Genomic DNA, 12,537 nt, shown 5'->3' on the forward strand with positions numbered 1-12,537 from the left:
CGCGCGCCCGGTGCGACGAACCGTCCGGCTGGTGGCGTACGAGGTCGATTGGCGAGGAGGGCTCACGATGAACGGCGGCCGGTTGTACCGGTGCGGCGATCTGGTGCTGCTGCGCGCAGCTCCGCATGCCGAGTTGCCGCTGCCCGCTTGGCCGGACCTGTCCGGCGACTCGCCTGATCACTGCACTCAGTGGCTCGCATGGCTCCGGACGGTCTGGGCGATCGACGCCGTCGCCGACGCGATCGAGCACGCCAGCCCGGTGCTCGCGCAGGAGGTGCGGACGGTGTGCGCGGCGGAGGACCCAGGCGTTCGGCGGGTGCGGCGGGTGACTTCGTCCGTCGTCCGGTACATGCTGCGGATGACGAGCCGGGCCACTCCCTTCGGGCTCTTCGCCGGGGTGGCCACGGCGTCGTTCGGCCAGAAGCTGGCATGGCGGTGGGGTGATGCCCACCGTGCTGTCGCCCGCGTGGGCGGGCCTTGGCTGGCCGAGGTGATCGAACAGCTCGAAATGACGCGTGATCTGTTCGAGCGACTTCACCTGGTGGCCAACGACCTGTGCTTTCGGCGCGGGGACCGATTGGTCGTGCCGTATCCGGTACCGCGGCGAGACGGCGTCTCGTCGGCGGAGATCTCGCTTCGGTACACGGCCGCCGTGGAGATCGTCCTCGAGGCGGCGCGGTCACCGACTCGGAGCGATGAGCTCGCCGAGAAGCTCGCGGCCGAGTTCCCCGCGAGGCCGTTGCCGTCGATCGTCGACATGCTCGCCGGCCTGGTGAAGCAAGGTGTACTGATCAGCGACCTTCGGCCACCGGCCACAGTGGTCGACCCACTCGGGCACGTGGTCGAGCGGCTGGAATCCGCCCGCGCGGACGGCGTCCCGCAGGTCGAGGACACGTTGCGACGGCTGCGCCGAGTTCGAGACGACTTGGGACAGCACAACAACGAGCCCGATCCCGGTCGGGCACGAAACGCGCGTGCCGCAGCGGTCTCCCGAATGCGCGAGCTCAACGCCCGGCCCGCGCAACCGCTCGCACTGGATCTGCACGTCGACAGCGAACTCGTCCTGCCTCACCTCGTTGCCAGGGAGGCCGAGGCCGCGGCATCTGTCCTCGCCCGGCTGACCGCTCATCCGTTCGGAACGGAACCTTGGAAGCAGTTCCACACTCGATTCTTCGAGCGATACGGCGTCGGCACGCTCGTACCGGTCCTGGAGCTGGTGAACCCGGACGTCGGCTTGGGCTTCCCGTCCGGCTACCTCAGCGCCGCTCCCGAACCTCGTCTACCGCTCTCCACACGCGACGAGCGGCTCCTGGCGTTGGCCCAGGCCGCAGTGCTCGATGGACGGGGCGAGATCGTCCTGGACGAGCGGTGCATCGAGCAGCTCGCACCGGACGAGGCGGCGCGGTACCAACCGCACGCAGAGATCTGCTTCGAGCTCCGAGCCGCTTCGGAGATCGCCGTCGACAACGGCGACTTCACCCTGGCCGTCACCGGAGTCTCCCGAGGCATGGGCACCATGGTCGGCCGCTTCGTCGGCTTGCTCAGCCGGGCCGCACAGGAACGGGTGAGAAACGGGTTCGCCGGGGTGCCGACGAGCGATCCCGATGCCCTGCCGGTACAGCTCTCCTTCCCATCACCGAGTCCGGGAGGCGCAAACGTCAGCCGTGTCCCCGAGTTGCTGCCTCATGTCGTCAGCCTCGGTGAGCATCACGCGGTGCGCGGCACGCGGGTCCCGGTGGACGACCTCGCCGTTGGTTGTGACGGCGAACGGCTCTACCTGGCGTCCATCGGCCTCGGACGACGTGTGGAGGCGGTGATCCCGCACGCACTCGACCTGCGCGCGCATACTCCGCCGATCGCGCGGTTCCTGGCGGAGGTCGGCAAGGCGCAGGACGCCATCCTCACCGGCTTCGATTGGGGTGCCGCCAGTCGTCTGCCGTTCCTCCCACGGGTGCGGCACGGGCGGACGATCCTCTCGCCGGCCCGATGGCTTATGGAGGCGGCGGACCTTCCCGGGCAGGGCATCCCGTGGCGCCAGTGGCTCGACGCCTTCACCGAGTGGCGCACCCGCCGACGTCTCCCCGCGACCGCGGTCCTTGCCGAGGGAGACCGCCGCCTGAAGCTGGACTTCGCGGAACAGGCGCATCTCGCGCTGCTACGGACGAGCCTGCGGCGTGCGCCTCGAGTCGTCCTGGAGGAAGCCGTCAACGTCGAGGACTACGGATGGTGTGGCGGCCGTCCGCACGAAGTGGTCGTCCAGCTGACGAGCACCGCGACCACGCGTCCCGTGCGTCCGGCGATCGGGCGTCGTGTGGCTCGGCGGGACGACGGACATGTCCCCGGCGCGTCGCCGTGGCTGTTCGTCAAGCTCTACGGGCATCCCGAACGCCAGACCGAGCTGCTGGCGCAGCACGTGCCCGCCCTCCTCGCGGACTGGGACAAGCCACCCGCCTGGTGGTTCATCCGCTATCGCGACCCCGAACCCCACATCCGGCTTCGCATCGCCGCGGACGACTTCGGGACGGCCGCCGCGCGAGCAGGCTCGTGGGCCGAGCACCTGCGCCGGGTGGGCCTGCTGCGCGACGTCCAGTTCGCCACCTATTACCCGGAGGTCGGACGCTGGGGCAGTGGGCGCTTGATGACGGCGGCGGAGGACGTGTTCGGCGCGGATTCGCGAGCCCTGTTGGCCCAGCTCGGTGAACCGTCGCGGCCTCGCAACGCCGTGCTCACGGCAGCGCAGTTCGTGGCGATCGCCGTCGCCTTCACCGGCAGCACCCAGCTCGGGATGGCCTGGCTGATCCAGCACGTGGCCGCGAAGGCGTCGGTGCCCTTGCCGCGCGATGCCATGGCCCAAGCGGTGCTCCTCGCCGATCCGACAGACGACTGGCAACGACTGCGTGCGGCCTCGGGCGGCCAGCCCATCGTGGCGGCGTGGAAACAGCGCGAAGACGCGTTGACCGCCTATCGCGTGCTCCTGGACGGGGACGGCGGAATCGACCCCGACGCCGTCCTCACATCCCTGCTGCACGCCCACCACATGCGGGCCGTCGGCATCGACCCCGACGGCGAGCGCACCTGTCTCCGGCTCGCCCGCGCCGTTGCCCAGGCGTGGATGGCCCGCCCCGCGAGGAGCCGAGCATGACGTCGCTCGACCGGGACGTTGCCCGGACGGTCGCCGACGCGGTCGCCGAGGCGCTCGCTTCGCCATGCGGCGCACGGGCGCTGGGCCTCCGGCAGGGATGGTGGCCTCAGTCCCTCGCGGTCGGTGCCGCGGGGGTCGCGCTGCTGCACATCGAGCGTGCTCATGCGGGGTTGGGCTCGTGGCAACGGGCCCACGAATGGCTCGACTGCGCGGCGCATGACGGCGTCCACACCGGCGCGGACGCTCATCTGCACTACGGGGCGCCAGCGCTCGCGTTCGTCCTACACGCGGCCATCGGAGAGCAGAGCCGCTACGCCCGCGCCTTGGAGACACTCGACCACCACATCGCCATCGCAACGCGCCGCCGACTGGACGCCGCCCACGCCCGCATGGACGGGGGAGCACCTCCTGCGCTTGCCGAGTTCGACGCCATCCGTGGGCTGACCGGCATCGGCGCCTACCTGCGACATCGCAACGCCAACGCCCCGCTGCTTGCGGAGATCCTGGCCTACCTCGTCCGGCTCACCGAACCCATCGACGACCACGGCGAGCCGCTGCCCGGCTGGTGGACGAACCTCGGGCCCTCCGGTCGTCCGTCACGCAACTTCCCCGGAGGGCACGCCAACACCGGCATGGCGCACGGCATCGCCGGCCCGCTCGCGCTCCTCGCGCTGACGTTGAAGGACGGACTCACCGTCGATGGCCACATCGAGGCGATTGAACGCATCTGTACCTGGCTCGATCGCTGGCGACAGGATGATGGCAACGCCCCTTGGTGGCCGTACTGGATCACCCACGCGCAGTTGTGCGGCGACCAGCCGCTCCCCGCCAAGCCGTCGCGCCCATCCTGGTGTTACGGGACGGCGGGCGTGGCTCGTGCACAGCAACTTGCCGCGCGCGCGATCAACGACGACGCGCGGCGGGAGATGGCAGAACGCGCCCTGGCCGGCGCATTCACCGACTCCGAACAACGCGCGGCGATCATCGACTCGTCCCTCTGCCACGGCCACGCGGGCCTCCTGCAGATCGCGAGCCGTTGCGCCGCCGACGCACGCACCCTGATGGTGAGGCACATGACGCCGCTCCTCCACGCGGTCGTCCGCGATCCCGACCCCGAACGCGTGGCCGCCGAACTGCTCCAACCTCCCCACGGATGCTTCGGCTTCCTCGAAGGAGCCGCAGGCGTCGCACTCGCCCTGCACAGCGCGGCGTCCGGTTCACCCCCGGCCTCTGGCTGGGACTCATGCCTGCTGATCGCCTGACCGGCCACGACGAGGAAGGACCACGCATGGACACCGGCGACTGGCCACAGGTCGTCATCGACTTCCCCGACTGGGCCACGGCCGATCGCGTTGCCGCAGGCGTCCTGCGTCCCGCGCTGGTCACCGCCGAGGAGAACGGGCTGGTCCGCCGGTGGTTCTTCATCCGGAAGGCACCGTCCTGGCGTCTGCGGTACGAGCCCACCGACAGCTCCGCGCAGCGGTTCCTCACGCGCATGCTGAACCGCGCGACGGCCGACGGACGGGTCACCGGGTGGAGGACCGGCATCTACGAGCCGGAGACGGTCGCCTTCGGCGGGACGGCCGGCATGCAGCTCGCACACGACCTGTTCCACCACGACAGCCGCCACATCCTCGACCACGTCGCCCAGCCGGCGGCCGACCTCGGGCACCGGGAGCTGGGAGTTCTCCTGTGCAGCGTGCTGATGCGCGCCGCCGGACTCGACTGGTACGAACAAGGCGACGTATGGGCACGCGTCGCCCGCCACCGTCCCGCCGAAGCCGAACACTCACCGTCCGCCAGCCTGAAGGCGGCCGTGCGCAAACTGATGACCGTTGACGTCGGCCCGTCCAACACCCTCCTCGCCGATGCAGGCCCCCTCGCCGGCATCGCCCCTTGGACCGCCGCGTTCGACCATGCAGGACGACAACTCGCCGACATCGCCGCACACGGAGCCCTCGAACGCGGGCTGCGAGCCGTCCTGACCCACCACGTGATCTTTCACTGGAACCGCCTGGGCCTGCCCTACGCGGATCAACACACACTGGCCACACTGACAAGCGAGGTAGTCATGGGAAACCCGAACGGCGGCGCGTCCAGCCATAACACAGGCGGCGACGGCCCTAACGTCCCTGGCGTGAGCACCCACACCGGCCCCGATCCGACCGTGACTGCGGCATGCCTCCGCAACGCCCTCGTCGACAAGCTGCTGGAGGACGGGACGGTCCGCAGCGAGCGGGTCGAGGCCGCGCTCCGCGTCGTGCCCAGGCACCTGTTCGTCCCGGACGTCCCGCTGGAACAGGCGTACGCGGACGAGGCGGTCTACACCAAGCAGGACGACACCGGCGTCTCCATCAGCGCCGCGTCGCAGCCCACGGTCGTCGCGATGATGCTCGAACAGCTCCAGCCCGAGCCCGGTGAGCGCGTCCTCGAACTCGGCGCCGGAACCGGCTACAACGCCGCCCTTCTGGCGCGGATGGTCGGCGCCGAGGGCGAGGTCGTCACGATCGACGTGGACGACGACATCGTCACCGGCGCCCGCACCGGCCTCGCCACCGCAGGCGTCACGAACGTGCAGGTTCTGCTCGCGGACGGGGCGCTGGGCCACGCCGAAGGCGCTCCCTACGACCGGATCACCGCCACCGTCGGCGCGGGAGACCTGCCCCTGCCGTGGCTCGACCAGCTCGCCCCCGGCGGCCGTCTCGTCGTGCCCCTCCGGCTGCGCGGCGGCGTCTCCCGTTCGATCGCGTTCGAGCGCGACAACGGGCGGTGGGTCAGCCGGAGCAGCGAGATGTGCACCTTCATGCCCCTGCGCGGCATCGCCGACGACGCCCGCCGCATCATCCCGCTGACCAGCGACGGCTCGGTCTGCCTGCACGCCAACCGTGAGCAGACGGTGGAGGCGTCCCTGCTGAGCGGAGTCCTCGACATGCCCCGGCACGAAGCATGGACGGACGTGCTGATGCGAGGAGACGAGTCCTTTGAATGGCTGGATCTGTGGCTGACGTGCGTGATGGACAACGCCCTGAGCCGCATGCCCGTCGAGCAATCGGCGATCGATGAGGGCCTGGTCAGTCCGCAGTTCGGCTGGGGCGCCATGGCGGTACCCGACAAGGGCGACCTGGCCTACCTCACGATCCGCCCCCGCACGACCGACTCAGGGAACGGTGCCGGACGGATGTTCGAGGTCGGCGTCATCGGCCACGGCCCGACCGGCGACGCCCTGACCGATCGCGTCGCCGACGCGATCCGAACCTGGGACCGGGAGTACCGCTACCGGACCGTCCAGTTCGAGATCCAGCCGACGGAATCGGCCGACGCCGTCGACTCGGTGCCGGGCCGGTTCGTCTTCGACCGTCCGAACACGCGGCTCACCATCACCTGGCAGTGACATGGACGCCCTGGGCCGCATAGCCCGGAGGTTCCCACTGGTGCCCCGCGCGAGGCCCGCCTGCCGACCGCTCGACGAGCGGATCCGGGAGATCGCGGACCTCGCGCGGGCCGCGGCGGAACCGACGACCACCGACCCGCTCGCCACAGCCGCATCAGCACAGAACAAAGCCGCCCTGATCGCCAGCGACTGCGGCATGCCCGACCTCGCACGCGACCTGTGCCAACGGCACAGCGCGCTCTACCTCCAGGCTCGACCGCTGACCGCACGAACGGCACGGCATGCCCTCGAACCCCTGGTCAACCTTGCCCGCCTCGACATCAGAGCCGGTGCTCCCAACGCCGCCCGCAACAACCTCGAAGGGCTGTTCCGGGCTGTCCGCGATAGCGACACCGTGGTGATCGACGGTCAGGAGGTACCGCTCGCCGACGTCACCGGCTCACACGACGAGCGTCACGACCTGAACCAGTGGCTGTGGTCCGTCGTGCTCGCCGACGGCATCCGCGCGCTTACCGGCGCAGGCAGGTGGGACGACGCGGTCGCACATGCCGAGCGGCTCCGCGGTGTCGGGCGCCGGCTGCTGGACGGGAGACAGGCCGCAATCATCGCCCATGTACTCGCCGGAGAGCCCGAGACGGCGTCGAGGATGCTCGAACAGAGCACGATCACCGAGCCGTGGGAGCAGGCCGTCGCGGCGTGCTTGAGCATGTTCTGCCACCGCTCCATTGGCAGCACGGCGACCAGCGCGAAAGCCACCAAGATAGAGGAATACCTCGCTCTCGATGCGAAGCCGGAACTGGTGACCTTCCGCACTCGCGTGGCCCTCACCGCAATCGACCTATCCGGCGATGCCGCCTACCACGGCGAAGACCAGATGGTCCACCGAGTCGTAGACGAAGCCCTGGACCTCGGCGACGGCTACGCCGCGCGAGAGATTCTCCGGCATCCTCGTAGCGGCAAGCAGCTCACCGAAACCCAAGCCAAGCTCCTCTCCGCAGTCACGACCTCGGCAGGCCTGGGAAGCGGACATGTGCCAGCACAGCTGCTCGAAGTACTTATCGGCGCAGTCGAGAAGAGCCAGCACGTCACAGCATCGGCGTTAGCAACCTTGCCAGTCGATAATCTCACTGAATGCCCATCTCCTCGAGTGTTCGGTTCTTCGAAGTTAACCACCGATAGCGCTTGACGCCGTGCCCGGAGGTGTTGTCCAGTGACGTCGCCTGCTCGCGTCACTGGAGCCGCATGAGCGGCGGCGGGCGGTGGACAACGAAGAAAGGATTCGGGGGAAGTGGGAAACAAGAATTGGCGTCTGTGCACGCCGGGCGAGTGGCTGTGGACATCGGATCCGATGCGATGGCGGCGAATCTTCCCGGGCCGCGCCGACCAAGTGACGGTCGCACGGGTGTTCGCGGCCGGGCTGTTCGACGGCTCGGGCCGTGAGGAAGATGTGGCGGTGGTGGTGGCCGAGCTGGCCAGCAACGCGGTCCGTCACTCGCGCTCCGGGGCTGAGCGGGGATGGTTCGGCCTGGAGGTCACCCTGGCCGAGGTCTCCTACATCGGTGTCACCGACCTGGGCGGAGGCTGCATCCCGACGATCCGGTCGGAGAACCCAGACTGCGAGCCGCGCGTAGGCGGACGCGGACTGCTGATGGTGTCCCAGCTCGCGGTCGCCACGGGGATTCACGGCAGTCCGGTCATCGGCCACACGGTGTGGGCAGACATGGACATGCGTCGCTCCCCGCGGACCGGCCCCGTCCAGGAGGTCCCCCTGGCATCGTAGGGAGGGCCCAGCCTGCTGCTATCAGGCTGGCCCCTCAAGGGGAAGGATAGGCGAGTCGCCTGCCGACGAAGCCCCGTCCGCACATCCCGGTTCGCCGGGGCCGGGCGGGGCTTCGGCTTCGGCCGATGTGTCGGTCTTTGACCGTCGCCATCAGGGCTTGTCGGCGCCCTCTTTTCGGGGTTCCGCTCAATCTTCTTTTCGGGCTTCTTTTCGGGGGCTCGTCTATGAACAGAAGGTGCGGTCGGCGGCATCTGTGCAGGTGGCGACGGTTCTGAGTCTTCTGTTCGGGGGTGCGACTCCTCACCAGGACGACTCCTGGTAATAGATCGGGCCCTACGTCTCGGTGCACTGCAGTTGCTGCTCTGCTCTCCTCTGCCTCTGTTCGGTTGTCCCGGACCCGCTGCATGTTCGCACGCTCGGCCTTTGCCGTCGGGCCGGCTAGAGCCGGCCCGACGGCAAAGGCCGAGGCCCGGGTGCGACACGCGCTGAGGCGTCGCCGGAGGCAGCGGACGCCGTGAGGCGCCCGAGGCGAGGTTGCGAGCTGCGCACGCCCGGCGGCCCGGAGAAGAGACATCGAACGCCTCCGCCACCGATCAGGCGTCTTCCCGGCGGATGGATCCGACGAAAGATGAATGGCCGACGCGAGGTGTGATCCTAAATAGGTATCGGCTGGCGAAAATATGCTTGGTGGCGGCTTGGGTTTATGGCATCGGGTAAGGGGGTTCAGCCGTTGAGGTGAATAAAAAGCGGCCGGAGATGCTTGCCTATCGCTATCGCATCGAGAAATGGTCGAGCTCCCGATGAACGGGAACGGCGCCGAAACGCGGTCGCCGTGATCAGTGAATGGGAGACGAAATGGCCATGAAGAACGCCACCACCGAAAACCGTCCCACGGCCACGGAGAACGGCGGGCAGGGCGCCGCCGGTGTCACAGGCGGGGCGCGTCCGTCGGGCGCGGCTGGGGCGGTCTGGGATGCGCTCACCGCCAACCCGGGCGCGACCGTCACCGCGATCGCGACGGGTGCGGGTGTCAGTAAGACGCTGGCCGCGCGGACGCTGGCGAAGTTGGAAGGTGAGGGCCGCGCGGCGCGGACGCGCGGCGGTCGGGACGGCGGTAGGCGCCTGCCCGACATCTGGACCGCAGTCACCCCGGACGCCGAAACCCGCACTGACGCCGACGCCGACGCGTCCGCCGAAACCGCCGACCTCGACGAGCCCGCCGCCGCGCCCGCCGTCCCCACCACGGACGCGCCCGCTGAGGAGGCGCCCGCTGTGCCGGACGGGAACGTTACCGACGCGGCGGACCGCAGCGACGGCACCGACACCGACACCGGGGAAACGGAACTTGAGGTGATCGACGAGACGGCGGCCAACGAGGCGCGGGAGGCGCTGTGGGCGATGGGGAAGGCCGTCACGGCGGCGCTGGAGGCCTTGGACGCCGGGGACCCCGAGGCGGCGCTGACGGCGGCCGAGCGGGTCTACAGCGGATCGGGGAAGGCGCGGCGGTTGGTGCGTGCGGCGGCGGTCGGGCGCCCGCGTACCGGTTCGGGGCGTCCGCGTTCGGCGCCCGGTGAGATGCGCGCGAAGGTCGCCGGTCACCTGGCCACGCACCCCGGGATGGAGTTCACCCCGCACGAGATCGCGAAGGTGATCGGTCATTCGGCCGGTGCGGTGTCCAACGCCCTGGACCGGCTCGCCGAGGCCGGTGAGGCCGCGCTGGTGTGTGAGCGCCCGCGCCGCTTCACCGGCACCGCCCGCTGACCGTCCGTCCGTCGCCGCGATACGGGGCGGGCGCCGTCACAGCCCGCCCCCGGCAGCCCTCACACCACATAGGAGAAGCCATGACCACCGCTCCCACCACCCCGACCGCCGACACCGACGCCCCGACCGCCGCCCCGACCGCTGCGTCCGCGCCCGTTCCGGCGCCGACCGGTGGCCGACTGGCACCAGGCGAACTGCGGCGGCGGGTCGCCGCTCACCTGGCCGCCGCACCGCGTAGCGCGTTCACGCCGGGCGAGATTGCTCGGGTTCTGGACCGGTCCGCCGGGGCGGTCGGTAACGCGCTGTCTGTGCTGACCGGCCGGGGACAGGCGGAGCAGGTGATGACGGCGCCGCGCCGCTACCGCGCCACCGCCACCACCGCCGACGCCATCACCGACGGCGCCGCCGCTACCGGCGGTGGTGGTGGCGGTACGGGCGCGCCGTCGGCGGCGTCCCGCACCCCGGCCCCCGCGTCCGCTCCGGCGGCGCCGTCCCGTCCGGCGTCCCCGGCGCCCGGTAAGGGGAAGGCGGCGGTGGTGGTGCGGCCGAACGGTCAGGCGTACCACCCGCGCAAACTCGCCGACCTTCCCGATGTCGCCGCGCTGCAGCGCCTGCGGGACGCGTCCATTCCCGCGATGCTGTACGGGCCTCCGGGGACGGGGAAGACGTCGCTGGTCGAGGCGGCGTTCCCGGACCTGATCACGGTGGCCGGGGACGGTGACACCGCCGTCGCCGATTTCGTTGGTGAGTACACCCAGGCGCCGGGCGGCGGTTACGAGTTCGTCTACGGGCCGCTGGTGGCCGCGATGACCGAGGGCCGCGCCCTGTTCATCGATGACGCGACCCTCATCTCGCCGAAGGTGTTGGCCGTGGTGTATCCGGCCATGGACGGGCGCCGTTCGATCACCGTCAAGACGCACAAGGGCGAGACGATCACCGCCGCCGAAGGCTTCTACGTGGTCGCCGGACACAACCCCGGGGTTCATGGCGCCGTCCTGACCGAGGCGCTCGCATCCCGGTTCGCGGCTCAGATCCGGGTGTCGACCGACTATGACCTCGCCCGAACGCTCGACATCGACGCCCGCGCCGTCCGGGTCGCGCGCAACCTTTCCCGCCGCGCCGAGTCCGGGGAGATCGGGTGGGCGCCGCAACTGCGCGAACTGATCGCCTTCCAGAAGATCGCCGGTGTCCTCGGTACGGACGCGGCGGTGTCCAACCTTCTCGGTGTCGCGCCCGAAGAAGACCGCGACGTGGTCGCCGAGGTCGTGTCGTCGGTGTACGGGCGGACCGTCGCCCCGCTGGCCCTGGGCAACCAGATGTGACCGCGCCACCCCCCGTGCCCCCCCGCCCGTTCCCGGAACCGTCCGCACCCGCTCATGCAGGAGGCACCCGCCATGGCAACCCACATCATCCCCGCACCCACCACCGCCACCAGCGGCGGCGCCACTACGGGCGGGGCGCCCGTACCGGCGCCGGTGCTTCCCGGTGCCTGGCTGCGGCTGTCGGCGGCGTTCACCGACGCCGTCACCGACCTCACCGACCGCGAAGACCTCACCGTCAAGTGCGCGCCCGGCCTCGGGAAAGGTGCACCGGGCTGCTTCGTCCCGGCGCTGGCCACCATCGAACTCGACGGCAAGCACCTCGGCCCGCACCCGACCCTGTGCGACCCGACCCTTCCCGCCGACCGGGAACGCTACCCGGCGCTGTGGGGGGTGCTGGTACACGAGGCAGCGCACGCCACCCACACCCGCTGGGACGTCCCCAACGGCGCGCCCGCCGCCGCAACCGATGCGGCCATGACGCTGGAGGAGTCCCGGATCGAGGCGGCGCAACTGCGGCGCCGTCCCGCCGACCGGCCCTGGCTGCGGGCGGCGGCCACCCGCCTCGTCTTGGCCGACTTCACCGCACCGCCCGCCGCGCCGTCCGGTACCGCCTCGGCGGCGGGGGTGCCTTCGGCGCCGATGACGCCGTGGAACGCCGCACGCGCCGCCGCGCTGCTGCTGGCCCGCGCCGACGCCGGGATCCTCACCGCCGCCGAAACCGCCACACTGCGCGCCACCATCCTTGATGTGCTCGGCCCGACCCGGCTCGGTGCGCTGGCCGCGCTGTGGCACATCGCCTTCGCCACCGCCGACACCGACGCCGAGACGATGTTGGACCTCGGACGGCGGTGGTGCCGCATCGTCGATGCCGAACCCGACCGGCCCGCACCCGCCCCGGGCGCCTCCGACGGTTCGGGCACCTCTTCTCCGCTGGCCGAGGCGATCGGCGCCACCCTCACCGCTGTCGAGGCCACCACCACCGCCACCACCGCCGCCGCGCCCGCCTCGGGCAAGAGCGAGGAGCGCCGCCGTGAGCGGCACGCCCGCACCACCGCCGACGAGGCTGCCGCGCGGGTGTTCGCCGCGAGCCGGACCGACACCGGACGTCGGGGAAAGACTGCGATCACCGGCACCCGCCCGC

8 protein-coding genes are annotated in these 12,537 nt (G+C 70.7%); all 8 read left to right on the forward strand.

The genetic code is table 11. From position 1 onward, the window contains the following. The first annotated feature begins 31 nt into the window (after positions 1-31). Positions 32-3,142, forward strand: coding sequence for a lantibiotic dehydratase (locus DMH08_RS25075; RefSeq protein ID WP_199747996.1), 3,111 nt, complete (start codon positions 32-34; stop codon positions 3,140-3,142). After that, complete coding sequence (locus tag DMH08_RS25080; RefSeq protein WP_125618146.1) at positions 3,139-4,404, forward strand: lanthionine synthetase C family protein; 1,266 nt, start codon at positions 3,139-3,141, stop codon at positions 4,402-4,404. The genes DMH08_RS25075 and DMH08_RS25080 overlap by 4 nt, the downstream gene beginning before the upstream one ends. Before the next feature lie 26 nt (positions 4,405-4,430). Then, positions 4,431-6,533, forward strand: coding sequence for a methyltransferase, FxLD system (fxlM, locus tag DMH08_RS25085; RefSeq protein ID WP_125618148.1), 2,103 nt, complete (start codon positions 4,431-4,433; stop codon positions 6,531-6,533). Positions 6,534-6,573: 40 nt separating this feature from the next. After that, positions 6,574-7,719 carry a hypothetical protein gene (locus DMH08_RS25090; protein WP_125618150.1) on the forward strand — a complete coding sequence of 382 codons (1,146 nt, stop codon included), beginning with the start codon at positions 6,574-6,576 and terminating at the stop codon, positions 7,717-7,719. Between the two features lie 102 nt (positions 7,720-7,821). Beyond that, positions 7,822-8,313: an ATP-binding protein gene (locus tag DMH08_RS25095; protein ID WP_125618151.1), complete on the forward strand. Its 492-nt coding sequence runs from the start codon at positions 7,822-7,824 to the stop codon at positions 8,311-8,313. An 855-nt stretch (positions 8,314-9,168) separates the two neighbouring features. Further along, positions 9,169-10,074, forward strand: coding sequence for a hypothetical protein (locus tag DMH08_RS25100; protein WP_125618153.1), 906 nt, complete (start codon positions 9,169-9,171; stop codon positions 10,072-10,074). Between the two features lie 341 nt (positions 10,075-10,415). Beyond that, the gene (locus DMH08_RS25105) at positions 10,416-11,396 is read left to right on the forward strand and encodes an AAA family ATPase (RefSeq protein WP_199747997.1); all 981 of its coding nucleotides are present in this window, start codon (positions 10,416-10,418) and stop codon (positions 11,394-11,396) included. Positions 11,397-11,468: 72 nt separating this feature from the next. After that, a partial coding sequence (locus DMH08_RS25110; RefSeq protein ID WP_442778650.1) for a hypothetical protein occupies positions 11,469-12,537 on the forward strand: 1,069 nt, incomplete at its 3' end.

The sequence above is a fragment of the Actinomadura sp. WAC 06369 genome, from assembly GCF_003947565.1.
Lineage (GTDB): Bacteria > Actinomycetota > Actinomycetes > Streptosporangiales > Streptosporangiaceae > Spirillospora > Spirillospora rifamycini.

What these genes read in the sequence shown, in the direction of transcription:
- DMH08_RS25080 (WP_125618146.1), top strand. Translation starts at nt 3,139, where the DNA reads ATGACGTCGCTCGACCGGGACGTTGCCCGGACGGTCGCCGACGCGGTC.
- fxlM (WP_125618148.1), top strand. Translation starts at nt 4,431, where the DNA reads ATGGACACCGGCGACTGGCCACAGGTCGTCATCGACTTCCCCGACTGG.
- DMH08_RS25100 (WP_125618153.1), top strand. Translation starts at nt 9,169, where the DNA reads ATGGCCATGAAGAACGCCACCACCGAAAACCGTCCCACGGCCACGGAG.
- DMH08_RS25105 (WP_199747997.1), top strand. Translation starts at nt 10,416, where the DNA reads ATGACGGCGCCGCGCCGCTACCGCGCCACCGCCACCACCGCCGACGCC.